The organism is Methylovorus menthalis (assembly GCF_020523625.1).
Classification (GTDB): domain Bacteria; phylum Pseudomonadota; class Gammaproteobacteria; order Burkholderiales; family Methylophilaceae; genus Methylovorus; species Methylovorus menthalis.
On record NZ_JAJAQH010000001.1, the window covers coordinates 119,628 to 145,862 of the forward strand.

Consider the following 26,235-nt stretch of genomic DNA (forward strand, 5'->3'; position numbering starts at 1 on the left):
CACCTGATTCATCTAGCCGAATTACTCCAGTCACCTTCTATGTAGTGCCCGCCATACCCCTCTGTCAGCAGAGCCATGGCAGGGGAAAGGATGGCTTGCTTGTTACTCCCATTTTTTCAACAGGATCTCAACCAGGAAAGCATTGCGGATGATGTTGCCGGAAGACCTTGATCACACGCCAGACCCCTTGCAGCAAAGCAAGGATGCGGCGGTATTGGAATATCGGTTTGCGATATTGCATCGCTCCCGTATTGCCATTGAAAACGTGACCCCATGCGTGGACAACGGACGCTTTGCCGTCAAGCGCCAGCAGCAGGAGTCGGTGGTAGTGAGTGCTGACGTATTCATGGATACCCATGACTTGTTGCGGGTGTGCCTGGCCTGGCATAGCGGGGAAGAAGGACAGGCGCATTACCTTGCCATGCAAAGCCTGGGGAATGATCGCTGGCAGACCAGTTTTGTGCCGCCGGATATCGGCTGCCATTACTTTTACATTGAAGCCTGGCATGACGAGTTTGGTACTTATGTTTCCAACTTGCGCAAAAAAGTGCAAGCCCGAATGCCCGTCGAGCTCGAAATCGAAGAGGGTCGCCTGCTCATTGCCAAATACCTCGCCAGCGCGAATGGCGGGCCTGCGCAAAACAGCTATACGCTGAGCGCCAAGGAGTTTCTGGCGCGACTGGTTTGCGCACTGGAGGCGCCCGAGATCACCGCCGCCTGCGCCATGCAGGGTGAGCTGCAGCAGGTCGATGCCAGCGGACTCGATCTCTCCGGTTACTCGGGACGCGATGAGGTCAAGCTCATCCTGCTGCTATCAGGCGATGTTGCACAGATGATGGATGCGCTGGACCCGCGAAACTTCATGGCACGCAGCATCAAATTCCCGCTCGTGGTAGAGCGCAAAGCCGCCGCTTTTGCCAGCTGGTATGAGATGTTTCCGCGTTCGCAAAGCGGCGATGCCGAGCGCCATGGCACCCTGCGCGATGTCGTCGCCCGCCTGCCCGCCATTCGTGACATGGGCTTTGATGTGTTTTATTTCCCACCTATCCATCCCATCGGCATAACCCATCGCAAGGGCCGCAACAATGCGCTGGTCGCCCAGGCCAGCGACCCTGGCAGCCCGTACGCCATTGGCTCGCATGAAGGTGGACACGAGGCCCTGCATCCGCAGCTTGGCTCCTGGGATGACTGGGATCATCTGCTGGAACAGGCACGCCTGCATGGCATGGAGATCGCCCTGGATTTTGCCATCCAGTGTTCACCCGACCACCCATGGATTTCGCAGCACCCGGAATGGTTTGACTGGCGGCCGGATGGCTCGCTGCGCCATGCTGAAAATCCGCCGAAGAAATACGAGGATATTGTGAATGTGGCATTTTATGCGCCCGAAGCCATCCCGCATCTGTGGCTGGCCTTGCGCAATATCCTGCTGCACTGGATCGCCAAGGGCGTGAAGATATTCCGCGTGGACAATCCACACACCAAGCCCCTGCCCTTCTGGGAATGGCTACTGCGCACCGTGCGCGAGCAGCACCCCGATGTGGTGTTTCTATCCGAAGCCTTCACGACACCCAAGATGATGTATCGGCTGGCGAAAACCGGCTTCAGCCAGTCTTATACCTACTTCACCTGGCGTAACGACAAACAGGGGCTGACCGACTATCTGCAGGAAATGGCGCAAGGTGAAATTGCGGATTTCTTCCGCCCCAATTTCTTTGTGAATACGCCGGATATCAACCCGGTTTTCCTGCAGGAATCCGGCCGTCCGGGGTTTCTGATCCGCGCCGCCCTTGCCACTACGCTCTCCGGCCTGTGGGGTATTTCTTCCGGGTTTGAATTATGCGAATCCGAAGCCCTGCCCGACAGCGAGGAATTCAACCATTCGGAGAAGTATCAGATCCGCGCCTGGGATTGGCAGCGCCCGGGCAATATCGTGGCCGAGATCAGCCGCCTCAACCAGATTCGCCGCGACAACCCGCCCCTGCAAACCCACCTTGGCGTGCGTTTTCACCCCAGCAGCAATGATCAGGTGCTGTTCTTCTCCAAGACTGGCCAGCGCGATATCACTCGCCCCAGCGCCACGGTGGTGCTGGTAGCGATCAATCTCGACCCGCAGACCACGCAGAGCGCCACGCTGCAAATACCGCTGTATCTGCTGGGCCTGGCGGATGACGCCGATGTAGATGTCCTCGACTTGTGGGATAACCAGCCCGCCCGCTGGCAGGGGAAATACCTGTCCGTGGAGCTTGACCCTGCCATTCGCCCCTTTGCCATTTGGCGCCTGGACGCCGGAAACCGTTAAATGCCTACACCCAAACATACAGACAAAAAAACCAGCGACAAGAAACGTACCGACCGCCGGAGCAGTGCGTTGCAATTTACGCGCGACCCGCTTTGGTACAAGGATGCGGTGATTTACCAGGTGCACGTCAAATCCTTTTTTGACGGCAACAATGATGGCATAGGCGATTTTGCCGGGCTGATCCAGAAGCTGGATTACATTGTCAGCCTGGGCGTGAATACCCTGTGGCTGCTGCCCTTCTATCCATCGCCCCGCCGGGATGATGGCTATGATATTTCCGACTATCGCGGCGTGCATGCTGACTACGGCAATCTATTTGATGTGAAGCGGTTTATCGCCGAAGCCCACAAGCATGGCCTGCGCGTGATCACCGAGCTCATCATCAACCACACTTCGGACCAGCATCCCTGGTTCCAGCGCGCCCGGCAGGCCAAGCCAGGCTCCGCCGCCCGCAATTTTTATGTATGGTCGGACACCGATACCGCCTATAGCCAGACCCGTATCATTTTTACCGATACCGAAAAATCCAATTGGACCTGGGACCCTGTGGCCAATGCCTTTTACTGGCACCGCTTTTTCTCCCACCAGCCTGACCTCAATTACGACAATCCACGCGTATTCAATACGGTCATGAGCATCATGGAATTCTGGCTGGACCTGGGGGTGGATGGCCTGCGGCTGGATGCCGTGCCCTACCTGATAGAGCGTGAAGGCACCTCGAATGAAAACCTGCCGGAAACCCACCAGATCCTGAAAAAAATCCGGCAATTCATTGATCAGCGCTACCCCGACCGGATGCTGCTGGCCGAGGCCAATATGTGGCCAGAAGATGTGCAGTATTACTTCGGCAATAACGACGAATGCCACATGGCGTTCCACTTTCCGCTCATGCCGCGCATGTACCTCGCGCTGGCGCAGGAAGACCGCTTTCCCATTACCGATATCCTGCAGCAGACGCCGGATATCCCCAGCGATTGCCAGTGGGCGATTTTCCTGCGCAATCACGATGAGTTGACGCTGGAAATGGTCACCGATAATGAGCGGGCCTACATGCTCAACTTTTACGCCGCGGATAACCGGGCTCGGCTCAATGTCGGCATACGGCGGCGCCTGGCCCCGCTGTTGCAGCGTGATCGTCGTCGCCTGGAGCTGTTGAACAGCCTGCTGCTTTCCATGCCCGGCACGCCGGTGATCTATTACGGTGACGAAATCGGCATGGGCGACAACATCCACCTGGGCGACCGCGATGGCGTGCGCACGCCCATGCAATGGACCCCGGATCGCAATGGCGGATTTTCACTCACCGACCCGGCGCGGCTGGTGCTGCCATTGAACATGGATACGCTTTACGGCTATCAGGCCGTCAATGTGGAAGCACAAAGCGCGGACCCGCATTCCCTGCTCAACTGGATGCGCCGCCTCCTGGCCGTGCGCAAGCAGTTCTATGCCTTTGGCCGCGGTAGCTTCCGCATGCTGTACCCGGCCAACCGCAAGATTCTCGCCTATCTGCGCGAATACAAGCCGCAAGAAATGCTGGCGCAACCCAGCCCGAATACCGCGTTTGATCCGACTCAGACCGAGCGTGCCCACAGCGCACCTCCCCCAGAAAAAACCCAGGGCGACATCCCGCCTGAAGAGGCATCAGCAACCCAAGCGGATGGGATCAAGGCGCTGGGCGATGAAATATTGCTGTGCGTGGCCAATGTCGGCAGTACGGCACAGGCGGTGGAACTCGATCTCTCGGAGTACGCAGGCTACACGCCCACTGAGCTGATGGGCGGAGAGAAGTTTCCTGTGATCGGCCCTTCCCTTTATATATTGACGCTGGCCCCCTATGATTTCTACTGGTTCCGACTGAGTAACGAGCAAAGCCCGCTGGCTACGCCTTCGCGCCTCAGCACCGTACCATTTGTTGCCCCCGAATACCGCACGCTGGTGCTCAATGCCGGCATACATGACCTCATGCAGCCACGCTTGCAACAACGCCTGGAGACCGAGATATTCCCGGCCTATCTGGCACGTCAGCGCTGGTTTTCCAACCAGGCAGACACCGGCAAAAAAGCAGGCGGCCAAGCCAAGGGTCCTATGACGGTCAACCTGCAATACCTTAGTCATTTGCCGAGACCGGATATCAGTGGCGCGGATTTTCTGCTGGTAAGCGTCGCCGCCAGCGAAAGCAATGCCTGGTTTTTCATGCCGCTCGGCATTGTGCCGGAGGAGATGTCCACCTCCACGGTGATCCAGCAACATGTGATCTGCCGTGTGCGCCAAGGCGCGAAAGTGGGTTTGCTGGTGGATGCCTATTGCATGGATGAATTTGCGCACACCCTGCTGGAGCAGTTCCGGAATTCCGACCATTACCGCGAGGGTGCCCGCGAGCTGCACTTTGAATCGACGGCGGCTTTTGGCGCCCTTGATTTCAAAGGCAGCGATGGCAAAACCGGGCTTGATATTCGGCGGCCGCATGCCGAGCAATCCAACAGCTCGCTGATTATCAACGATGTTGCCATTGTCAAAATGGTGCGGCATTACCAGGCTGGCACCCATCCCGAGCTTGAAATGGCACAACGGCTGGACGAGCTGGGTTACCGCAACACCCCCGCCCTGCTGGGCCATATGGCGTTTACCAATGCCGAGGGCGAGAGCCATACCCAGATCGTCATGCAGGCCTATGTACATAACCAGGGCGATGCCTGGCAATGGACCATAGATCGACTGGGCATTGTCATCCAGCAGTTGAATGCAGCAGACATCGCCGCCCAGCCGCTGGCACCGGAAGACACCAATGCCATGAAAGAACTGCAGAATTTTGCCGCTACCCTCGGCAAGCGGCTGGCCGAGCTGCACAATCTGCTTTCGCTACCCACAGTGCATGAGGACTTCAAGCCGCAGCAGATGGCCAAGGCCGATCTCACCGCCCTCAAGCAGCGCATCGTGCACCAATGGCGCGAGGCATTTGCCGGGCTGGTACACTTCAAGGCAGATAATCTGGTGGACCCTGAATTGCTGCCAGATGTGCTGGGCCGCCAGAAAGAGGTGTTTGCCTGCGTGGATGCGCTGATAGACCATGCCCGCGGTCAAGCCCTGACGCGGATTCATGGCGACTTTCACCTCGGCCAGGTGCTGGTAGTGGGCGAGGATGTACTCATCATTGATTTTGAAGGCGAACCGGCACGCCCCCTGCCCGAGCGGCGGCAAAAAGACAATCCACTGCGCGATGTCGCCGGGCTGATCCGCTCGTTTTCATACGTCGCCGCCTTTATCGAGAAAAGCGAGCTGTATGCCAGCAGTGGCGGCAACCTGCCGCGCAGGCAGATTCTGCAACGCTACAAGGACATCTCCGAAACCGCTTTCCTGCAAAGCTACTTTGAACACGCATTACCCCATCCGCTAAGCCAGCCAGAGCAAACCTTGAATGCGGGGGCGTACGCCCATGCCTCGGATATGGCGTTGCTGCAACTCTACAAGCTGGAAAAAGTAGGCTACGAAATTGCCTACGAGCTGATGCACAGGCCTTCATGGACAGAAGTGCCACTGGAAGGACTGCAATCGCTGCTGGACGACCTGGCGCATGACAAGCCACCCTCGCCAGGCAAAAAGGCAGCGAGAACGTGAGCAGAACACCTCTTTCCAGGATCGCAAGCCAGGCGAATCACCATGCAGGGGCAAACGCTCTTGCGCCCATCGCCCCACTCTCATGGCATGAAGTCTCCATGATTCAAGGTAAACGCCAAGGAAAACCTTATGTCCAGTTCTACCCCATTCAGGCCTGAGCAGGTGCCTGCCCCGTCATCACGCAACACCTTCAGCTACCGGCTGGCAGGGGGTGCGCAGCTGCTCGGGCTGACAGAAACCGACTTCCGGCTGTGGGCACCCGACGCCCGTCAGGTCGACCTTATACTCGACAAGGGGCCTGTGGTGCCTATGCGGCCAGACCGCGCTACAGGCTGGTTCCGCACCCTGGCCGAGTGTGGCGCTGGTACGCCTTACCAGTATCGCGTCATCAATCAGGCCGGCAGCGAGCTCTTGGTGCCTGACCCCTACGCACGCGGGCAAACCGGCAGTGTGCATGGCGCCAGTGTGGTGGTGGACCCGCAATCCTATCGCTGGCGCAATCTGCAGTGGAAAGGCCGCCCATGGCATGAAACCGTGATCTATGAAACCCATGCCGGATTGATGGGCGGTTTTGTCGGTGTACGCGCCAAACTGGCCGAGCTGGCCGCCATGGGATTCACCGCCATAGAGCTGATGCCGATTGCCAGTTTCCCCGGAGCCCACAACTGGGGCTATGACGGCGTGCTGCAATTCGCCCCGCATGTGAGCTATGGATCGCCGGATGATCTGAAGGCACTGGTGGATGAAGCCCACGCTCTTGGCTTATCGATCTTTCTGGATGTGGTCTACAACCATTTCGGCCCGGATGGCAATTACCTGTGGCACTACGCTCCCGGGTTTTTCACGCATCAGTACAAAACGCCGTGGGGCGATGCCATTGATTTTGCCGAGCCGCATGTACAGCAGTTTTTTGTCGACAATATTTACTACTGGCTGGAGGAGTTTCGCTTTGACGGCCTGCGCTTTGATGCTTGCCATGCCATCTGGAACAAACCCTGGCTGGGGGACACCATCAAACAGGTGCGCGAGCATTACCAAGGCAAGCGCCATGTGCATCTGGTGGCAGAAAATGACGACAATGCAGCGAGCCTGATGGGCGACCGTTTTGTCGCGCAGTGGAATGACGATGGCCACCATGTGCTGCATGTGTTGCTAACCGGCGAAACCGAAGGCTATTACTCGGATTATGCCGAAGCGCCCGCCGAGAAACTGGCCCGCTGCCTGGCGGAAGGCTTTGTCTACCAGGGCGAAGTCTCGCATCACCGGCAGGACAGTATCAGAGGGGAGATCAGCCAGCATTTGCCATTGACCTCGTTTGTACTGTTTCTGCAAAACCATGACCAGATCGGTAACCGTCCCTTTGGCGAACGCCTGACTACGCTGGTGCCCGAGCCAGCGCTGCGTGCGGCCATGGGGCTGGTGCTGTTAAGCCCGCAGATTCCGCTGCTGTTCATGGGCGAAGAGTTCGGCGCTACCCAGCCTTTTCTGTATTTCACGGACCATGAAAACCCCGATCTGGCGGCAGCTGTATGGGAAGGTCGCCGCCGTGAATTCGCGACCTTTGAGAAATTCGCCAAGGCGAGTTTTGCCGAAAAAATCCCCAACCCGAACGATATCGAGAGCTTTAATGCCTCCATCCCCCGCCCGCTGGGCAGTGACGATGCCGACATCAATCGCGCCTCCCAATGGCAGGCCTGGGTTCGGCAGCTGCTGAGTTTGCGCCACCAGCATATTGCCCCTTATCTGGAGCATACAAAAACGCTGGCGGCCTATGCCATAGGCCCGGCGGCGGTCAAGGCACGCTGGCATCTGGGCAATGGCGCCACGCTGGAAATCCTGCTGAATCTGAGTGATATCGCGGTGGATTTCGGCGAGCAGTGGCCAGAAGACAAACTGGCGCAAACCCTGCTGGATGTGGGCAACACCCGCGAAGCATTAATGCAGGGAACCCTGGGCGGCTATAGCTGCCTGGTATTGCTGGAAGGCCCGCTGGGAACGGAAAACGAAGCCAGCCTTGAGAGAGGCGACCGGCATCCATGACACCGCAGCATCCGCTCTCTACCCTGCGCCTGCAGTTTCATAAAGGCTTCACCTTTGCCGATGCACTGGCGCACGTGGGCTATTTTTCCAAGCTGGGCATCAGCCATATTTATGCCTCTCCGATTTTTACTGCGCGGCCCAACTCCAGCCATGGCTACGACATTGTGGACCCGACGCAGATCAACCCCGAGCTGGGCGGGCGCAAGGGTCTGGCCCGGCTGGTGGAAGCGCTGCGCAATGCACATATGGGCCTGATCGTGGACATTGTGCCCAACCACATGGGCGTGGGCGGCGCGGATAACCCCTGGTGGCAGCATGTGTTCGAGTGGGGGCGCCATAGCCCGTATGCCATGTGGTTTGATATCGACTGGCATTCGCCAGACCCTTATCTCCACAACAAAATCCTGGCGCCATTTTTAGGCGATGCGTATGGCGTGGTGATAGATCAGGGTGACATCCGGCTGGAATATGACCGCTACGCGCAGCGCATCCAGGCACGCTACTTTGATAATGCCTTCCCTATCGCGCTGGCGGACTATGCGGATATTTTGCAAGCAGCCGATCATGCGGCCCTGGCACCGTTGCTCGAGCAATTTCGGCGCATAGACTACCGCCTGCCTTTTCTGGACATACAGAGCCAGGTGAACCAGGTGCTGGCCGCGCTGGCAACACTCAGCCTGCAACCGGCCGTGGAAGCCGCCATCCACCAGGCCCTGGCTACCTACTCGGACCACCGTATCGAGAAACTACACCCCTTGCTGGAAAGGCAACACTACCGCCTGACATGGTGGCGCAATGCGTCGGACCAGATCAACTGGCGGCGCTTTTTTGAAGTAAGCGAGCTGGCGGGTGTCAGGGTGGAACTGGATGAAGTGTTTGAAGCCACGCATTCGCTGCTGTTCGAGCTGTATGCGCAGGGCCTGATTGATGGCGTGCGCCTTGACCATATTGATGGGCTGGCGCAACCGCAGCATTATTGCCGCAAGTTGCGCGCGCGACTGGAAGCGCTGATGCCGAACCGGCCACCGCATCTGCGCACGCCACTCTACATGATTGCCGAGAAGATTCTGGCGCCCGGCGAATGGCTGCGCGAGGGTTGGGGGCTGGATGGTACCACCGGCTATGAGTTCATGGACCAGGTGTCGGCCCTGCTGCATGACCCGCAAGGGGATCAGCCATTGAATGCCTTGTGGCACCAGCTAAGCCAAGATGAAAAATCGTTTCATCAGCATGTAGAACAGGCACGCCGCCAGTTGCTATCGGAAAATCTGGTGAGCGAATTCGAGGCCGCCGTGCATGCCCTGCATGCCATCGCCCGCGCTGACCTGCATACGCGCGATTATTCGCTGGCATCGATCCGGCGCGTGTTTACCGAGATTCTGGTGCACTTCCCGGTGTATCGCAGCTATGTCACGGTAGAAGGCATGGATGTACAGGACCAGGAGCTGTTTGAAAGCACAGCCATCAAGGCCAGGCGCACGCTGGGCCATGTCGACAAGCCACTGGTGGACATTATTTTCAGTTGGCTGCGTGGCGACCTGATACATGTGCAGCAGCCGCCAGCGATATCCGACCTGTCGCAGCGTGCCATTACCCGTTTTCAGCAGTTGATGCCGCCCTTGTGCGCCAAATCCATGGAAGACACGGCGTTCTACCGCTTTGGCAGGCTGGTTTCCCGCAATGAGGTTGGCAGCGACCCCGATATGTTCACGCTGGATATATCGGCGTTTCATGATGCCTGCCAGCGGCGGCGTAGCCTGTATCCGGGCAATCTGCTGGCGACTGCCACCCACGATCACAAACGCGGCGAAGACGTGCGTGCGCGCATCGCGGTCATCAGCCAAGTGCCAGCGCAATGGGAGCTGATGGTCAAGCGGTGGATAGAGATGAACCGTCGCTTTCATCGCCGGGTTTTCCCCGATGAAATGCGATATGTGGCGTATGAGGCACCCCGCATCACGCATGAATACATGCTGTACCAGATGCTGGTGGGCGCATGGCCGTTTGACTTGCAGGTAAGCGATAAAGCCGGGCTGCAAGCCTATGGCGAGCGCATGGAAGCCTGGTTCATCAAAAGCATACGCGAGGCAAAATGGATGTCGAGCTGGGTGCAGGCCAATGAGCCTTACGAAGAGGCCTGTGCTGGCTTTTTGAAAAACATTCTCGACCCGGAACAAAGTAGCGAGTTTCTGACCTCGCTCGTCCAGTTTATTGAGCTAATCGCCCCGGCCGGGGCCATGAATGGTTTGGCGCAGACCGTACTCCGCATGACGGTGCCAGGCATACCCGACCTGTATCAGGGCACCGAATTCTGGGATCTCAGCCTGGTCGATCCGGACAATCGCCGCTCGGTCGATTACCAGCAACGCGCGCAGGCTTTTCATGCTTCGCCTGCCTTGGCAGCCCAGCTTGCCAACTGGCGCCATGGCGGCGTCAAGCAGACCATCATCCACCAGCTGCTCCATTACCGTCAGGAGCATCCCTTGTTGTTTGAAGCAGGCGATTATCAGCCGCTGTATGCGCAAGGCATGCATGGCGACAAGATTGTGGCCTTTCAGCGGCAGCATGCAGAGCAGCGCCTGTTGGTCGTGGTGCCGCGATTTTGCCATGCCTTGCTTACCCATCATGGCACTCTGCACCTGGGCAATTGGCAAGATACTCGCTTAGGCAATGGCTGGCATTTACATAGTCGTTATCGCGATATCCTGAGCGGTAACATTCATACGGTGACCGATAATGGCTTGACCATGGCACAGCTGTTTTCAACACTACCGCTGGCCGTATTGGCGCTGGAACCTACATAACGTCTGACGCACATAACAGCCGCTCTCCGATGCCTGTCCTGTGCATCCATGCTTAAGGTGTATGCCTGATTCCTCAATTTCTGGAGATCATCATGCATTCAGCCCTTATGGCAGGCACTCCCGCCGCCAGCTTTGAATACCATCGTAACTGGCAATTCCCCTCTGATCACTTCATGGATGAATCGGGCATCTGCCCGGCCGACGCGGCTTCACGCCATGACGACGATAATCTTGAAAATGAAAACGTATCCGGCGGCCAGGCTTTCCCGGATGCTGGCAAGCATCCGCGCGACAGGCAGCCCGAAAAACAGCCGCCCTCCCAGCCCGACCTGCTGGATCAGCCCAACCCACCCACGGCAGACCCCGATTACCGCCAGCATCCACCTGAAACCGTGACCCCCGATCCTCACAAGGCATACCCGCCTGCCAATCACGAGGATAGCCAGCCTGAGCCGGAGATCATTGATGACAAAGCCAAGGACAAGGCTGACAAATCCAAGCCCGAGGTGATGCCCCCAACCGATGGATTTTTCATCAAGGAAAACACCAAATAGCGGTTTACCATGGGCTATTGCTACTCAGGATCATAAAAAAACAGGAGCCGCTGGCTCCTGTTTTTTTGGGTAACTCCCCGCAAGCGCTTGGTGCTTAATGCTTGGGCATCGATTGCTGCACGGCCGCTTTCAGTTTCTTGATATCGATACCCCCTTCGGTATTGACGACTTCCGCCATCAGCTGGCCTTTACGCTTGCTTAGCTCCACTTCCAGTTCTTCCAGGTCAACCTTGGCTTTTTTGACCTTGGGAAACATTTCCTTTTCCTCCTCCTCCACATGGTGATCAATATATTCACTGAGCACCGTCATTTTGGCGTCGTACATGGGGTCAGCTGGATTCATGGATTGAATCTGCCCGATCAGGCTTTTGGCACTGCTATGTTCCACCACCGCTTCATTCAGAAGATCATCGTCATGAATGGCGGCACGGGCGGCAGGATAGAAAATCTCTTCCTCTACACGGGTGTGCACCGTGAGCTCCAGACATATCTGGTTGGCAATGGCGGTCTTGCCCTCAATGTCATCCTTCTCGGCCAGTTTGCTGTATTGCTTGAACAGCTTTTTCACATTCTTGTGATCATCTGTCAGGTGCTGGATGACGTCTTTTTTCTGCGCGGTGCGCCGGGTAGTCGCTTTTACGGTCGCATCCGCATGGCGTGGCATAGTCATTTTCATCTCCTCAAGGTGGGTTGTAATGCAGCTTGAGAGTGACACTTGCGGCAACGCCGAGCCAGCAGATTACGCTGATTGCCATGTAGGAAATACTGTAGGGAATGACCTGACAGCAGGGTCTGGTTTCAAGTCGCCATGATCATCAGAAAAAATGATTCAGCAGTGCCATAAACAGTAGAAATATGGCGATACATAGCTCCAAAAAATAATCCTGATACCACCTTGAGGGTATTTTTTTATTGGGCTCAGAGTCGTCGTTCAACATAGCGCGCAGAATGCCTTTTCATTCCAGATTGTTGAATAGTGCGTGGATAATGTTGCACAACATTTTAGTTATTCAACATGACAGAGGCAAGCCCATCTGGAAATACCCTAAGCCTTTATTTCACCTAGGAATCGTCTGGTTTTCTGGCGGATTACCATCTTCATTTACCGGCCGTCATGTGTTGAGCAACGCCCATCGTTTAGGGATATTCCGACAGAGATTTCAGCCCAGGACTACTAGGGTTCATCCATCTAAGGCTCGAATAATAAGCGTCATGCTGCAGGCAAGTGGAGTCCATGCGCCTGCACCTCATTCATGCCATCCGTTCATGTTCAGGAAACGCTATGCCGCGAGCCATATGGAAAGGTGCCATCAGCTTTGGTTTGGTGCATATACCCGTCGAACTCTATCCCTCACATAACGCGCCAGGGATAGACCTGGATATGCTGGATCGGCGCGACTTTTCGCCTGTGGGGTATAAACGCTACAACAAAACCACGGGCAAGGAGATTCACACCGAAGATATCATCAAAGGCTATCAGTATGAAAAAGGCGAATATGTGGTGCTGACCGATGCCGAGATTCGCCAGGCCAATAAAGAGGCTACTCAGACCATCGATATTCAGGCGTTTGTGAACGTGAGCGAGATTTCGCCTTTGTATTTTGAGCAGCCGTATTACCTCAAGCCCACCAAAGGCGGTGAGAAAGTCTATGCCCTGCTGCGTGAAACCCTGAAAACCGCTGAGCGTATCGGCATCGCCCAGATCGTGATGCGCACCAAGCAGCACCTGGCCGCGCTGATGGTGGTGGATCAGGTGATCGTGCTCAACATGCTGCGCTACGCGGAGGATATCCGTCCGGCCGAGGCATTGGGCTTGCCGGAGGAAAGTGCCAGCAAGGTCCGCGTGAGTGACAAGGAAATCAAAATGGCGCATGCCTTGGTCGAAGACATGACGGAACCCTGGAACCCTGAGCAGTTTCATGACCATTTTCGCGAAGACATTCTGGCGCTGGTGAAAAAGAAAACTCGCAACAAGCAAACGCATGCCGTCATGGAGCCCGAAGACGACATCCCGGCCGACACCTCATCCAGCAATATCGTGGATCTGATGGCGCTGCTGAAAGAGAGCATCGGCCGCCGTATAAAGCCTGAAAAAAAGCCATCTGAAAAAGCCGCAGATAAAAAAGCGGAACAGCATGAGCAACAGCCCGCCCCTCGCAAAGCCACTCGAAGATAGGAGCTCACCATGGGTCTCAATCATTACTGGCAAAAACGCAATTTCAATATAACCCCTGAGCCTGCAGGCACCGTCGCCAGCGCTGGCGATACCCTGGCGTTTTATATCCAGCGTCATCACGCGCGGCGCTTGCATTATGACTTTCGGCTGGAGCTGGATGGCGTGCTGAAAAGCTGGGCGATCCCCAAAGGCCCGACCCTGGACCCCAAGGAAAAGCGCTTGGCGGTACATGTGGAAGACCACCCGCTGGAATACGGGCACTTTGAAGGACAGATTCCCGAGCATCAGTATGGCGCCGGGCGCGTGGTGCTGTGGGACTGCGGCACCTGGGAACCGCTGGAAGAGCCGCATGCCGGTTACCAGAAAGGCGCTCTCAAATTCATGCTGCATGGCGAAAAATTGTCCGGCAAATGGGCATTGGTACGCATGGGTAAAAAGCCTGCGGAGGGATCCTCTGAAAAGGAAAATTGGCTGCTGATCAAGGAAAAGGATGATGTAGCGCAAAGCGGCGACGATGCCAATATCACCGAGACGCGGCCGGAAAGCATACGCAATCTTTTCAGCGGGGATGCGCACCGGCCCCTGCAGAGCCCTGACAGAAAAAGCATGACTGGCGCAACGTCCACCACGCGCGCGCGCAAGTCCACCAAAACAGAAGAAATACGGCAAGAAGACATTGTGCAATCGTCTGGCAAACCAGAACCCATGCCTACCACCATGCAACCGCAACTGGCGTTGCTGGCGAAAAAAGCACCGCTGGGGGAAGACTGGCTGACCGAAGTGAAATTTGATGGTTATCGCATGCTGGCGCGTCGTGAGCAAGGGAAAGTCAGGCTTTACTCGCGGAATGGCCACGACTGGACGGCAAAATGGAAAGGCATTGCCGACGCCCTCAAGCAATTGCCGGTAGACCAGGCCTGGCTCGATGGCGAGCTGGTGGCATTACAGGCCGATGGCAAGGTCAGCTTCCAGGCATTGCAGGATGCCATGCAAACCAATAGTGCAGCCACCCTGGCCTATTTCATATTTGACCTTATGTACCTGAATGGTCACGATCTTCGGCGGTTACCCTTGATCAAGCGCAAGGCCTTGCTGAAAACGCTGCTGGCGCACTCTGCCGAAGATGGCCCGCTGCATTACAGTGACCATATTGCAGGCAATGCGCCGGAAGTGTTTGACCATGCCTGCCTGCATGATCTTGAAGGGGTCATTGCCAAGCGCGCAGATGCCCCTTATCAGCCGCGGCGCTCTGACGACTGGCTGAAAGTAAAATGCGGCTTGCGCCAGGAATTTGTCATCGGCGGCTACACTGATCCCGCGGGTAATCGGCAGGGGTTTGGCGCGCTGCTGCTAGGGGTGTATGACGCCGACGGAGCCCTGCATTATGCTGGACGCGTGGGCACGGGGTTTACCGAAACCACGCTGACCCAGCTGAGCCGGCAATTTGGCCGCTTGCAACGGGCAAGCTCGCCATTTCGCGGCAAGCTGACCGGGCTGCAAATGCGCGGCGTGCACTGGCTGACGCCCAAGCTGGTGGCAGAAGTGCGCTTCGCGCAATGGACCGATAGCCAGATCGTGCGGCATGCCGCTTTTGTCGGTGTGCGTCAGGATAAACCAGCACGCGACATCGTGCATGAAACCTCGGTCACACCGCCCCTGCCATCTGCAAATACCGCATCCGCCACCGAGCCCCCCCGACCAAAAAGCCCGCAACGCGGCGCGTCTGAACGTGATATCGCGGGTGTGCGACTGACGCATCCAGGAAAGATCCTGTTCGCCCAAGCCCAGCTGAGCAAGCAGGATCTGGCGCATTACTACGAAGAAATCGCGCCATGGATATTGCCGCAACTGCAGGGTCGCCCCTTGTCCCTGGTGCGCTGCCCGACGGGTGCCGGACAGCAATGCTTTTTCCAGAAGCATGCCGCCATGACCATCCCGGACAATGTGCGGCGTATTCAGGTGCCGGTCAGCGGATTTTCGGATGATTACATGGTGGTGGATGATCTGCCCGCGTTAATTTCCCTGGTGCAAATGGGCGTACTGGAGATACACACCTGGGGTTCACGCGAGGGCCATCTGGAGCAGCCGGACCGTATCATTTTCGACCTCGACCCGGACGAAACCCTCAAATGGACCACCGTGGTGGAAAGTGCTCAACTGGTGCGTGCATTGTTGCAGGCGCTGGGCTTGGAGAGCTTTGCCAAAACCACGGGCGGAAAAGGCATACACGTGGTGATCCCGATCGTGCCAGAACATAGCTGGAAGACCATCAAGGCTTTCAGCAAGGCGACCGCGCAGTATCTTGAGAAACAACTGCCCGACCGCTTTACTGCAAACATGTCCAAGGAAAAGCGCACCGGCAAAGTGTTTATCGACTATTTGCGCAATGCGCCAGGTGCCACGGCGATTGCCGCCTACTCCAGCCGGGCAAAACCGACGGCTACCGTGTCCGTGCCGATATCATGGGATGAACTGAATATGGGGATAAGGTCTGATACGTTCACCGTTGCCACGTTGCCAGAGCGTCTTGCGCAGCTGAAACAAGACCCTTGGCAGGACTATGAGCGCCTGCGGCAACATATCACCACCGCCATGCTGGAGATGTTTACCTGACGGTGGGCTGAGGGCTGACCTTCATTCCTCACCTTCGTCCCTGACCTCTCACCAGCAGGGCGAAAACATCCAGGCCACTATCCATAGCACCAGCACCAGCAGGGAAAACAGCAATCCACTCCAGACACCAAGATAAGCCACAAAACTAACGGGCGTAGGCTGATCAGCTGTTACATGAGCATGAGCGCTGGATTGCTCCTGCTGTTTGGCAGCCGCGGTCATGCGCCGCCAAAGGCGCCAGGCATGCATGGCGATGAGAAAATTCACCACAAAAGCCAGGAGTGGCAAGCTCTGCAACACCAGGTCAGGCACATGCAAGGCAGGCACGCCGCAGGCAGGCATCGCCCAGACATACAGCAAGGTGAGGCTGATAAGCGCCAGGGCTGGAGCGAGCAACAAGGCTAGCCAGCTGCTCATGCCAGGCTTCCTGAATAACTCGCCTTATGTTGGATCGTCATGTTCATTCCCGATACGACTGACAAGACTATTCATCATGAGCTCTACCGTTAGCGCGCGGTATAAGACCTGGCCTTATCGCCATGTCGGATAATTTCATGGCTGGCTGGATTTTCCCGAGCACCCTGGCAAGCCAACGGGTATGTATGTCCGGTCTTCAACTCGCCGCCACAAAAGAAAAACGGGGCTAATGGTGAGCCCCGTTATCCTGACTTTTTCAAACCCGCGGATTAACCACGATTGGGGCGTACGCGCTCCCATAAATAGCGCAGGCTGAATTTATCGCGCGGGCGAGGCTTGTAGTTGGTCTTGTGCACTTCAATATCTTCGTAAATACGCTTGGAGGCCGTGTAGTAATAAAGCGCCATGGATTTGCGCGTGATGTCATCCGGGGTATTGAGTGGCTCGGGATGTCCGTGGTTACTTTCCTCGTCGGTATTGAACACCACACAGCGATTGAAAATGGGCGCCACTTTTTTCACGCACTGGGTCATCTTCTTGTCCCACAATTCCAGATCACCGCCATACTCCGGCTGCCAATCCTTGTTGAGGTAAATGATCATGTTGAGCCTGCGTTCCAGGTGCATGGATTTATTGATGCGAAAATCCGAATGCACGCCAAGCAGTCCGCCACGGCTGGTCTCATGAAAGCCGCCGCCATTGAAATAGGGATCGGGGATCAGGCCATCAATGCCTGTCATTTTTTGCAGGAACATCAATACAGGCGCCGAGTTTACAAAGGCAAACACCTCACGCAACTCGCGATTGCAGGCATTGGGGCTGATCTGGCGTTTATGCAGCCCGCGGTAACCACGCTCGTACACTTTTTCGTTGCTGGTCGCCTCGCGCGGAAACTGATCAAGAATGGACTGAGCCAGGGCTTCCGGCAAAAAATTGTCGATAACGATATGCGGAAAAGGCTCGGCCGCCTGGTACTGGCTCGCCAGTGTTTCCCCACAAGCCATGGCTAGAGACTCTTCAAGATAAGGCCCATCCTGCGTTTCAATCGGAAGGGTCAGGCTGACTGTTTGCATCAATGCTCCTTGCGTCTTTCGTGGTGCAAGCACACCTCATGATGTGCGATAGACGATGATTATAAGCGGGCTTGCGCCCTGTCGATAAAGCAAAGCCCCTTCCAAGGGTGGCAAGGGGCAAAACCGTTACCCATCGGATAAACGGCCATAACTACTGCAAATTTAACGCCATGCCAGCGCATGCCTGCCAGCAAGGTAAATGGCCGCTGCCGACGGAATACAGGCTCAAATTATCCCATCAACCCACGCGTCTTAGAACAGAAATTACATCTTCAGGCTTTAAAAATGTCAGCGATGGATGGAGGGGATGCCTGCGCCAGGATAAGCCTCCTCTGATACTGTACCCCATACCATGCATTCAGCCGCCCTTGCACTCAAGGCCGGGATTCAGCATTTTGAGTTGCTCAATTGCCGCTTGTATGGCGCCATCAGTCCCACCCGGCGCTTGGACTTCATCCGGCACCAGCGCCGGGGCATCATCAGACAGGGGGGCCACCTTGGCCACACCATATCCACTCGGGGCTTCATTCGGCAGGGCCGCACGACCGCTGATCTGATAACTGCGGTAAATGGAGGGAATCCCTTCTTCGTCCAGGGTGTCACTGGTAAAAAAGATGCGGATTGATACGGCGGGCAATGAATTCTCGGCTGTCATGTCATACCTCCATAAAATGATGATCAGTGCTGGGCCAACTATGCAGGCTGAATAAAGCATCATACTACTGATTGAAGAAGAGGCGTTTTACTCCACCTCTCCCTTCGCCTGGCTGCTCAGGAAGCTGCTGTGGCGGCTCACCTTCATGTGAGTACAGGCTGGCGCTTGCGTTCCCTGCCTGTAGCGGCACACGAGGTCAACCTGCCATTTGCAGGCTCCTCATGTAACGGCAAATGGGGTTAGAATGCCTGTCCAGTCGCTTAACCGTTGGTTTTTTTGGGGGGTGAACATGAGTGATCTTTATGGCGCGCAGCACCGCGTGTTGCAGCAGCAGTTTGATACCGTCAGCATGGCTGACCGGGTGAGCGAATTTATCGTCGTTCCCGACATTAGCGATGAGCATCGTGGTTTCATCGAGAGCCGTGACATGTTTTTTCTTTCCACCGTGGATCACCGCGGCTTTCCTACCTGCTCTTATAAAGGGGGCAGCACAGGCTTCGTAAAGGTGCTGGACAGCAAGACCCTGGCCTTCCCTAGCCTGGACGGCAATGGCATGTATCTGTCCATGGGCAACATGACCCTAAACCCGAAAATCGGCATGCTGTTTATCGACTTTGAGCACCCACACCGAGTGCGCGTGCACGGCACAGCGCAGATTGTGCCCAATGACCCCTTGTTGCAGGAATACAAGGAGGCAGAACTGGTGGTGCGCGTGACGATAGAGGAAATATTCATCAACTGTCCGCGCTACATCCACCCTCACCAGCGCGTGGCGACATCGCGTTATGTGCCGCAAGCAGATTGCCCAACGCCCCTGCCGCAATGGAAGCGTATTGACGGCCTGCAGGATGCCTTGCCAGCCCGCGACCAGCATGTGGCGGAATCGCTGGGAGGGACGATCAGCTTTGAACAATATGCCGAGCTGGTCATGAAAGGCGAGGGTTAGAAGATCGCTGCCGCGCATTCGGGACCCAATCCGGAGCCGGCATCTGCCAGCGGGCGCTATAATGCCAGCTGGCAGATCGGGCGCGTCAGGCGCCAGAAATAACAGGGATAACAATGGCAAGTTGTGAATTATGTGCAGTGCCAGGGGGCGAGCTGCAATGGCAGGACGAATTCTGCCGGGTAGTACGGGTGGAAGATCAGGATTACCCAGGCTTTTGCCGGGTGATACTTAACCGTCATGTAAAAGAGATGACGGACCTGGCTAGCGAAGATCAATTACGCCTGATGCAAGTGGTCTTCAAGGTGGAACAGGCCGTGCGCAAGGTCATGCGGCCAGACAAGATCAACCTCGCCAGCTTGGGCAACATGACGCCGCATGTGCACTGGCATGTTATCCCGCGCTATAAACGTGACCGGCATTTTCCTGCCGCCATATGGGCTCCCGCCCGCCGCGAAACCATGGCGCATACCCTGGATGCCGCCACGGCCAGTGCGCTGAAACAGGAAATCCAGCAGATGCTTGGCTAGCCACCCGCAGGGCCTGCCCGCTGAAAAGGGCTAGCCCTGCAAAATCAGCCGCTCAACCGGCTTGCCATTGATGAGATGCGATTCAATGATCTCATCAATGTCTTCGTTGTCCACAAAGCCGTACCAGACAGCCTCCGGGTAAATCACCAGCAGCGGGCCTTCACTGCAGCGATCCAGGCAGCCTGCCCGGTTGATACGAACATTGCCCTTGCCGCTCAGCTTGAGCTTTTTGATGCGCGATTTCATGTAATCAAAGGCCGCCTCAGCGCCGTGATTGGCGCAGCAGTCCGAACCATCCTCGCGCTTGTTAAGGCAGAAAAACACGTGATGCTGAAAATAGGGTGTCATGGCGTTCATTTTCATGAGGCAAGTTTATGAAGAGCATGGCCGCACAATGAAGGCGGCTATTCCGTGGTCAGACTGTCCTGACGGGTAAAGTTCCAGGTGCGGGTCACACTCAGGATATCCGTATCGGCGCGTACGTTTTCCGGGAACGGGGCAAAAGGCGCAGCCAGCTCCACAATGCGGCGCGCACCGTCATCCAGCTCTTTATGGCCTGAACTCTGGTTGATCTCAATCTTGTCCAGGGTGCCATCCGCACGGATGGAGACGGTCATGGTCAGCTTGCCGTACAGTTTTTTATCCTTGGCAGCTTCGGGATAGTTAAGGCTGCCGACCTTCTCGACCTTCTGCCGCCAGTTATCCACGTAGGCGGCAAAGCGATACTCCTGCGCGCGGGCTCCGATAAACTTGCGCTTGGGACGCTTCTGGTACTCATCCTGTTGCTTGGCAATCTGCGCTTCCAGTCTCGCCATATCCAGGCTGCTGGCCAGCAGATCGGCGGCTTTGAGCGACTTGCTGCTGGCTGCCTGCTCGCCGGTTTCCGGTTTCACGGCGGCCGCTTCCTGCATGGGGCGGGTATCCACCTTGTTGGTCGATTGCATCTGATGCATCAGCTCCTGCACCTGTTTCTCCAGCTCCGCCACTTTTTGTTGGCGACGCTCCGCTTCAGAGGTAGCAGAAGACGCCTGCATCGCACTTTGGCGGGACTGCGCTTCCGGCTTGGGGGTGGTTTGCTTGGGTGGCTGGTCAGGCGGTGGCAATGCCGATTTCATGCGGCGGTCAGCATCGGTATTACCGCCGCGATTCAGGTTGGCCTGGGCCAGTGCATCGGCTTTCTCTGGCCTGCTTTCCGTTTTGGTGTTGACCAGAACAATATCCATGGACGACATTTTGTCCTTGAGCACCTGCAAATCAGGCGCCTTGAAATCCAGGCTGGCAATGATCGCAATATGCAGCATGGCCGACACCAGCAAGGTGACGCCCAGCGCATCCAGTCGGCTTAACATGCGCAAGTTCAAGCAGCCAGCCTTTCCAGCAGTTTTTGATGGATACCGCCAAAACCACCATTGCTCATGACCAGAATATGGTCACCGCTGCGTGCTTCGCTGGCTATCGCTTCGACCAGCTTCGTCATGTCGGTTTCCACTTGGGCAATATCGCCCATGCCGTGCAGGGCTTCGGCTGCATCCCAGCCCAGATTGGCGCCATAGCAGTAAACACGATCGGCCGCGGTGAGGCTGGCGGGCAAAGCAGCTTTCATCACCCCCAGCTTCATGGTGTTGGAGCGCGGCTCCAGCACGGCCAGAATACGCGCCGCACCGACCTTGGCACGCAAGCCTTCCAGCGTGGTGGTAATAGCGGTGGGGTGGTGTGCAAAATCATCGTAAACCGTAATGCCATTGACTTCGCCGCGCACTTCCATGCGGCGCTTCACATTCTGGAATTCGGCAAGCGCAGCAATGCCCACCTCGACCGGCACGCCCACATGGCGTGCAGCGGCTAGCGCCGCCAGGGCATTCATGCGGTTATGCTCGCCCAGCAGGCTCCAATGCACACGTCCCAACACCTGCTCACCTAGCACGACATCAAAGCTGCCCTCGGCATCGGCTGCGCCTGCATGCCAGCCGTGAGCGTCGCCAAAGGTTTCCACCGGGGTCCAGCAGCCGCGGTCAATCACGCACTGCAAGCTCTCCTCGCGCCCATTGGCCACCACCAGGCCCTGCTGCGGCACCGTGCGCACCAGATGGTGAAACTGGGTTTCAATAGCGGTCAGGTCGGCAAAGATATCGGCATGGTCAAATTCAAGATTGTTGAGCACCGCCGTGCGTGGACGATAGTGTACAAACTTGGAACGCTTGTCGAAAAACGCCGTGTCGTACTCATCGGCCTCAATCACGAAAAAGGGCGAGCAACCCTGTGGTTCCTGACGCGGCGCACCCGGCAAGCGGGCTGATATACCAAAATTCTGTGGCACGCCGCCAATCAAAAAGCCAGGAGCCAGACCAGCGTACTCCAGTATCCAGGCCAGCATGGAGCTGGTGGTGGTTTTGCCATGCGTGCCCGCTACCGCCAGCACCCATTTATCCCGCAACACATTTTCGGCCAGCCACTGTGGGCCGGAAACATACGGCAAGCCACGATTGAGGATTTCCTCCATCAAGGGGTTACCGCGGGTCACCACATTGCCAATGACGTAAATATCAGGATTAAGCGCGGTTTGCTCGGGAGAGAAACCTTCGGTCAAGGCGATGCCTTGCGCCTCCAGTTGCGTGCTCATCGGCGGGTAGACGTTGGCATCGCAACCTGTCACGCGATGACCTGCTGCCTTGGCCAGCACTGCAATGCCGCCCATGAATGTGCCGCAAATGCCGAGGATGTGAATATGCATGATGTGTTCTTAACGAGTGATGACGGGAAAGGAATGTATCCGAGTTGTAAAAACTATTGCTTAATGATCCCGTTAGCTTTTAAAGTATTTAAACAATAGTGTCCTGCACCATTTTATGCATAATGATAAGCGATAGCAGGACTAAAAGGCAGTCAGTATCAGTTGAATATGGGGAGCATCGTTGATGAGTAGCGCAGTAATCGAGCCTTTCGGCTCAGGAGGGGCCGATGTCTTTCTCGGACGCCAGCCCATATTGACTGCGAATCGGAAAATCATCGCCTACGAGCTGTTGTTCCGATCGGAAGCCAGCCTCTCGGCGGACGTAGTAGACGATGTGCTTGCCACCTCCACCGTCATCGTCAACATGCTGAGTGAATTCGGCCTTGAGCTGGTGCTTGGTAATGAAGACGCCTTTCTGAATGTCTCTGCCAGCTTGCTGATGAGCGAGACGCTGGAATTGTTGCCGCCCGAGCGCGTGATCCTCGAAATTCTGGAAGATGTTCCCATCAATGCGCAAATTGTCGAACGCTGCGCAGCATTAAAAGAGATGGGCTTCCGCATCGCGCTGGATGACTTTCTTTACCGCCCGGAATACGACCATATCCTGCCGCTGGTCGATATCGTCAAAGTCGATCTGACGCTAACGCCCCTCAAGCACATGGCCCCCTCACTGACCGTGTTGCGCAAGCATGGTCACATTCAACTCCTCGCTGAAAAAGTCCAGAACGAAGATGAATTTGAAGCCTTCAAGAAACTCGGCTTCGAGCTGTTTCAAGGCTATTTTTTCGCCCAGCCCGTGATCCTGCAAGGCAAAAAACCCCAGCCCAACCAGATGACGCTGATGCGCATCATGGGCATGCTGATCAGTGATGCCAATCTGCAAGCGCTGGAAGAGCCCTTCAAGCAAAGCCCTGATCTGTCGGTCAGCCTGCTGCGCCTGGTCAACTCGGTTGGTATCAGTGGTGGCCGTCAGCAGGAAATCGGCTCCATTCGCCAGGCCATTGCCGTGCTGGGCCAGCGCCAGCTTCTGCGCTGGGTACAGCTCTTGATGTATGTTTCGCCCGAAGCCGGTAACGCCAGCAACCTGATGCAGCAAGTGGCCAGCCGCGCCCGCCTGATGGAGCTCATCGCGCTCAAGCTGCAATCGCCCGAACCGCGCTTCAGTGACCAGGCATTCATGGTCGGCATGCTGTCCTTGGTCGATGCCGTGCTGCAGGTGCCTATTGAGAAAATCCTGAATGAAATTGGCCTGATGGAGCACCTGAAACAGGCGATCCTTGCGCATGAAGGCCCGCTAGGCCAATTATTGCAACTGGCCCAGGAAATAGAACGCACCGACTTTGAAGCCGTGCGCGCTGACCTGCATGCGCTTGGCATCAGTGTCGGTGACTTTACCGCCATCCAGCTGCAAGCCATGCAATGGGCCGCAGAGCTTAACAAGCAGGCAGTCTGAAACCCTGATGTTCGCGGGTGATTAAGGGGTTGATTAAAGAAAAAGCCGGAGTGATTCCGGCTTTTTCATTTCGATGGTGCAGATTAACTGGTTAAATACAAAATCAGAACTTGAGCCGCAAACTCAGTAGCGCACTACGTGGCGCTCCTGGCGTATTGTATAAATCAGCGCCGCCATGGGCAGAGATGTAATACTCCTTATCTAACAAGTTGTTCAACGTCAGGCGCAAATCATAGCGTTTGGTCTCATAAAAAGCGCTGGCGTCAAAGCGGGTATAGCCGGGCAGTTTAACGACATTGCTGGCCGAGGCATACTGATCACCGACTAACACCACGCCCCCCGCCAGGCCAAAACCATTACCAAATCGGTGCGATACCCAGAGATTGGCGCTATGCCGCGGAGTGAGACTGGCTCGATTACCTTCCAGCGCCACACGCGTAGGTTCCCCGACGATATTGACGGCCATGGTCGAAGGCGAGTCGGTAATCTTGGCATCCATATAGGCATAACCAGCATTCACGTCCCAGCCTTCGGCCAGGCGCCCCATGGCGGATAACTCCAGCCCATCGGTGCGTTGCTCGCCGATGGGTATCTGTCGATTGCTGTTGGCAGGGTCTGCGCTCTTGATGTTGGTGCGCTCAAGCCGGAACAGCGAAACCATGGTCGACAGATTGCCATTCAGCCAGTCCAGCTTGGCGCCCACCTCATAATTGGTGGTTTCTTCAGGAGCCAGCTGGGCAGCATTGTTGGTGAACGACAAGTTGAAGGTTTCCTGCGATGGCTGGAATGACTTGGTAAAAGAGCCATACAAGCTGACATTATCCGCTGGCTGATAAACCAGGCCGGCACGCGGGCTCCATTCTTTGTCCACACGATCAAGCTTGGCCGGGCTCAGATTGTCTTTTGTCTCCTGATTGAAGCGGTCATAGCGGGCGCCCACCAGAGCTTTCCAGCGCTCGGACAAGCTCACCAAATCCTGCACGTAAAACGCAGCCGTCGTACTGGTGCCGGTAGAATCTGAAGGACTTAGGCCCACACGTACAGAAGGGGTCAACACTGGGTTGTACAGGCTCACGGATGCAGGGTTCTGGTAATTTCCAGACATAGCATCTTTCTTCTGTTCGCCAAACTCCATGCCAAACAGCAAAGCATGCTCAAGGCCAAATGCGCGCGTTTTGATACTGAGATCGGTCTGGTTGAAATAGCCATCCTCCTCGCGCTGAACGGTGCTGTAGCGCCGGTTGGCTATTGGGTTGCTGATGGTGCCAGTAATGCTGCTAACCACCGTGTTGTTGCGGTCAAGATCATAGTGATACATGCGGAAAGCATTGCGCAGCTTCACATCCTCGCTGAATTTGTGTTCCAGCACAAAAGAGCCAGCACTGACGCGGCTTTGCACATAGTCATCGCGCCGCGCATTGGCCGATCCATAATACGTATCTATATTGACCTTGACCGGACGACCATTGATGGCAGGCACGCCAAAGTCATTCAGTCGGCGATCGTCAAGATATTCAGCCTGCAACAAAAGGCGTGTTTTTTCGGAAATATCAAACTGGATGGATGGCGCAATAAATTCACGATCAGTAAAGGATTGATCGCGGAAACCATCGCTCTTCTGGCGAGCACCCGTGATACGCAAAGCCACATTGTCCCCTAGCGGCTGGTTGATATCTGCCTCGTAGCGTTGGAAATCATAGCTGCCAATGGTCGTGGTGAGATTAATCATCGGCTTGTCAAACGGCTTCTTGGTAATGCGATTGATCAGACCGCCAGATGAGCCGCGCCCATACAGCACCGCAGCAGGCCCTTTCAATACCTCAATCTGCTCCACATTAGCAAGATCACGGAAATAAAGCGCATCATCGCGGATGCCATCCACGAACTGATCGGCAATCGCGCTGAATCCGCGGATATTCACCTGGTCGCGCTGACCATCGCCATTGCTGAAGCCAATGCCGGGCACATTGCGCAGTGCATCTTGCAACGATATGGCACCCTGATCTTCCATCAATGCCTTGGGGATAACATTCACTGTCTGCGGAATATCACGCAAAGGCGCCTCGATTTTTGCTGCCGTGGTGCTGACAACAGCCTGATAAGGAGAAGAAACTTCTTTTTGCGCCTTTACCTTCACCTCCTCCAGCTCGCTGGGGTTGTCTTCGGAGTTTGGCATGGCGCCGAATGAAGCTGTGGAAATACTGCTGAATACAAACATTAATGCTAAATGCAATGCGGAATAGCGATACATGGCCCCCTGAGCCTTTCTAGTTTTTTTACTAACTGATGAGATGAATTGCATTGGGCAGATGTGATCTGCTGGGTGGGG

The 26,235-nt window shown here is 56.0% G+C and carries 18 protein-coding genes; 10 read left to right on the plus strand and 8 right to left on the minus strand.

The window, feature by feature from the left end:
* The first annotated feature begins 148 nt into the window (after nucleotides 1–148).
* From LG204_RS00585 to LG204_RS00605, 5 genes are all read left to right on the plus strand, one after another.
* Nucleotides 149–2,302, plus strand: coding sequence for an alpha-1,4-glucan--maltose-1-phosphate maltosyltransferase (locus LG204_RS00585; RefSeq protein ID WP_230335452.1), 2,154 nt, complete (start codon nucleotides 149–151; stop codon nucleotides 2,300–2,302).
* Nucleotides 2,303–5,917 carry a maltose alpha-D-glucosyltransferase gene (gene treS / locus LG204_RS00590; RefSeq protein WP_230335453.1) on the plus strand — a complete coding sequence of 1,205 codons (3,615 nt, stop codon included), beginning with the start codon at nucleotides 2,303–2,305 and terminating at the stop codon, nucleotides 5,915–5,917. It abuts the gene before it with no gap.
* A gap of 129 nt (nucleotides 5,918–6,046) precedes the next feature.
* Nucleotides 6,047–7,957 (plus strand): malto-oligosyltrehalose trehalohydrolase, encoded by a 1,911-nt coding sequence (gene treZ, locus LG204_RS00595; protein WP_230335454.1) that lies wholly within the window; start codon nucleotides 6,047–6,049, stop codon nucleotides 7,955–7,957.
* Complete coding sequence (treY, locus tag LG204_RS00600) at nucleotides 7,954–10,761, plus strand: malto-oligosyltrehalose synthase (protein WP_230335455.1); 2,808 nt, start codon at nucleotides 7,954–7,956, stop codon at nucleotides 10,759–10,761. Before treZ ends, treY begins: the two co-directional genes overlap by 4 nt.
* 92 nt (nucleotides 10,762–10,853) lie before the next feature.
* Nucleotides 10,854–11,315: a hypothetical protein gene (locus tag LG204_RS00605; protein WP_230335456.1), complete on the plus strand. Its 462-nt coding sequence runs from the start codon at nucleotides 10,854–10,856 to the stop codon at nucleotides 11,313–11,315.
* A gap of 94 nt (nucleotides 11,316–11,409) precedes the next feature.
* Here LG204_RS00605 and LG204_RS00610 read toward each other — a convergent pair whose 3' ends face one another.
* Complete coding sequence (locus tag LG204_RS00610) at nucleotides 11,410–11,985, minus strand: hemerythrin domain-containing protein (protein WP_230335457.1); 576 nt, start codon at nucleotides 11,983–11,985, stop codon at nucleotides 11,410–11,412.
* A gap of 612 nt (nucleotides 11,986–12,597) precedes the next feature.
* Between LG204_RS00610 and ku the strand changes: the two genes are divergently transcribed.
* The gene (gene ku, locus LG204_RS00615) at nucleotides 12,598–13,491 is read left to right on the plus strand and encodes a non-homologous end joining protein Ku (RefSeq protein ID WP_230335458.1); all 894 of its coding nucleotides are present in this window, start codon (nucleotides 12,598–12,600) and stop codon (nucleotides 13,489–13,491) included.
* A gap of 9 nt (nucleotides 13,492–13,500) precedes the next feature.
* Complete coding sequence (gene ligD / locus LG204_RS00620) at nucleotides 13,501–16,104, plus strand: DNA ligase D (protein ID WP_230335459.1); 2,604 nt, start codon at nucleotides 13,501–13,503, stop codon at nucleotides 16,102–16,104.
* 48 nt (nucleotides 16,105–16,152) lie between these two features.
* On the opposite strand, the gene LG204_RS00625 is transcribed toward ligD, so the two are convergent.
* From LG204_RS00625 to LG204_RS00635, 3 genes are all read right to left on the minus strand, one after another.
* Nucleotides 16,153–16,521, minus strand: a complete 369-nt coding sequence (locus tag LG204_RS00625) for a hypothetical protein (RefSeq protein WP_230335460.1) — start codon at nucleotides 16,519–16,521, stop codon at nucleotides 16,153–16,155.
* Between the two features lie 269 nt (nucleotides 16,522–16,790).
* The gene (locus LG204_RS00630; protein ID WP_230335461.1) at nucleotides 16,791–17,594 is read right to left on the minus strand and encodes a 2OG-Fe(II) oxygenase; all 804 of its coding nucleotides are present in this window, start codon (nucleotides 17,592–17,594) and stop codon (nucleotides 16,791–16,793) included.
* Nucleotides 17,595–17,952: 358 nt separating this feature from the next.
* The gene (locus tag LG204_RS00635) at nucleotides 17,953–18,249 is read right to left on the minus strand and encodes a hypothetical protein (RefSeq protein WP_230335462.1); all 297 of its coding nucleotides are present in this window, start codon (nucleotides 18,247–18,249) and stop codon (nucleotides 17,953–17,955) included.
* A 289-nt stretch (nucleotides 18,250–18,538) separates the two neighbouring features.
* Between LG204_RS00635 and LG204_RS00640 the strand changes: the two genes are divergently transcribed.
* A complete protein-coding gene (locus LG204_RS00640; protein ID WP_230335463.1) occupies nucleotides 18,539–19,195 on the plus strand; it encodes a pyridoxamine 5'-phosphate oxidase family protein in 657 nt (218 codons plus the stop codon).
* 113 nt (nucleotides 19,196–19,308) lie between these two features.
* Nucleotides 19,309–19,722, plus strand: coding sequence for an HIT family protein (locus LG204_RS00645; RefSeq protein ID WP_230335464.1), 414 nt, complete (start codon nucleotides 19,309–19,311; stop codon nucleotides 19,720–19,722).
* A 30-nt stretch (nucleotides 19,723–19,752) separates the two neighbouring features.
* Here LG204_RS00645 and LG204_RS00650 read toward each other — a convergent pair whose 3' ends face one another.
* From LG204_RS00650 to mpl, 3 genes are read right to left on the minus strand one after another with little or no spacing between them, the layout of a single operon-like run.
* Nucleotides 19,753–20,070 carry a (2Fe-2S) ferredoxin domain-containing protein gene (locus LG204_RS00650; protein WP_230335465.1) on the minus strand — a complete coding sequence of 106 codons (318 nt, stop codon included), beginning with the start codon at nucleotides 20,068–20,070 and terminating at the stop codon, nucleotides 19,753–19,755.
* 56 nt (nucleotides 20,071–20,126) lie between these two features.
* Nucleotides 20,127–21,071 (minus strand): energy transducer TonB, encoded by a 945-nt coding sequence (locus LG204_RS00655; RefSeq protein WP_230335466.1) that lies wholly within the window; start codon nucleotides 21,069–21,071, stop codon nucleotides 20,127–20,129.
* 8 nt (nucleotides 21,072–21,079) lie between these two features.
* On the minus strand, nucleotides 21,080–22,453 hold the full coding sequence (gene mpl / locus LG204_RS00660) for a UDP-N-acetylmuramate:L-alanyl-gamma-D-glutamyl-meso-diaminopimelate ligase (RefSeq protein ID WP_230335467.1): 1,374 nt from the start codon (nucleotides 22,451–22,453) through the stop codon (nucleotides 21,080–21,082).
* Between the two features lie 184 nt (nucleotides 22,454–22,637).
* Between mpl and LG204_RS00665 the strand changes: the two genes are divergently transcribed.
* Complete coding sequence (locus tag LG204_RS00665; protein WP_230335468.1) at nucleotides 22,638–23,906, plus strand: EAL and HDOD domain-containing protein; 1,269 nt, start codon at nucleotides 22,638–22,640, stop codon at nucleotides 23,904–23,906.
* A 103-nt stretch (nucleotides 23,907–24,009) separates the two neighbouring features.
* Here LG204_RS00665 and LG204_RS00670 read toward each other — a convergent pair whose 3' ends face one another.
* Entirely contained in the window at nucleotides 24,010–26,082 is a 2,073-nt protein-coding gene (locus tag LG204_RS00670) for a TonB-dependent receptor (RefSeq protein WP_230335469.1), read from the minus strand.
* Between the last annotated feature and the right edge of the window lie 153 nt (nucleotides 26,083–26,235).

Coding starts and splice junctions, on each gene's coding strand:
- LG204_RS00670 (WP_230335469.1), bottom strand. CDS start 26,082: ATGCCAAACTCCGAAGACAACCCCAGCGAGCTGGAGGAGGTGAAGGTA.
- LG204_RS00610 (WP_230335457.1), bottom strand. CDS start 11,985: ATGACTATGCCACGCCATGCGGATGCGACCGTAAAAGCGACTACCCGG.
- LG204_RS00645 (WP_230335464.1), top strand. CDS start 19,309: ATGGCAAGTTGTGAATTATGTGCAGTGCCAGGGGGCGAGCTGCAATGG.
- treS (WP_230335453.1), top strand. CDS start 2,303: ATGCCTACACCCAAACATACAGACAAAAAAACCAGCGACAAGAAACGT.
- mpl (WP_230335467.1), bottom strand. CDS start 22,453: ATGCATATTCACATCCTCGGCATTTGCGGCACATTCATGGGCGGCATT.
- LG204_RS00635 (WP_230335462.1), bottom strand. CDS start 18,249: ATGACAGCCGAGAATTCATTGCCCGCCGTATCAATCCGCATCTTTTTT.
- LG204_RS00640 (WP_230335463.1), top strand. CDS start 18,539: ATGAGTGATCTTTATGGCGCGCAGCACCGCGTGTTGCAGCAGCAGTTT.
- LG204_RS00630 (WP_230335461.1), bottom strand. CDS start 17,594: ATGCAAACAGTCAGCCTGACCCTTCCGATTGAAACGCAGGATGGGCCT.
- LG204_RS00625 (WP_230335460.1), bottom strand. CDS start 16,521: ATGAGCAGCTGGCTAGCCTTGTTGCTCGCTCCAGCCCTGGCGCTTATC.
- treZ (WP_230335454.1), top strand. CDS start 6,047: ATGTCCAGTTCTACCCCATTCAGGCCTGAGCAGGTGCCTGCCCCGTCA.
- ligD (WP_230335459.1), top strand. CDS start 13,501: ATGGGTCTCAATCATTACTGGCAAAAACGCAATTTCAATATAACCCCT.
- treY (WP_230335455.1), top strand. CDS start 7,954: ATGACACCGCAGCATCCGCTCTCTACCCTGCGCCTGCAGTTTCATAAA.
- LG204_RS00655 (WP_230335466.1), bottom strand. CDS start 21,071: ATGTTAAGCCGACTGGATGCGCTGGGCGTCACCTTGCTGGTGTCGGCC.
- ku (WP_230335458.1), top strand. CDS start 12,598: ATGCCGCGAGCCATATGGAAAGGTGCCATCAGCTTTGGTTTGGTGCAT.
- LG204_RS00665 (WP_230335468.1), top strand. CDS start 22,638: ATGAGTAGCGCAGTAATCGAGCCTTTCGGCTCAGGAGGGGCCGATGTC.
- LG204_RS00585 (WP_230335452.1), top strand. CDS start 149: ATGATGTTGCCGGAAGACCTTGATCACACGCCAGACCCCTTGCAGCAA.
- LG204_RS00605 (WP_230335456.1), top strand. CDS start 10,854: ATGCATTCAGCCCTTATGGCAGGCACTCCCGCCGCCAGCTTTGAATAC.
- LG204_RS00650 (WP_230335465.1), bottom strand. CDS start 20,070: ATGACACCCTATTTTCAGCATCACGTGTTTTTCTGCCTTAACAAGCGC.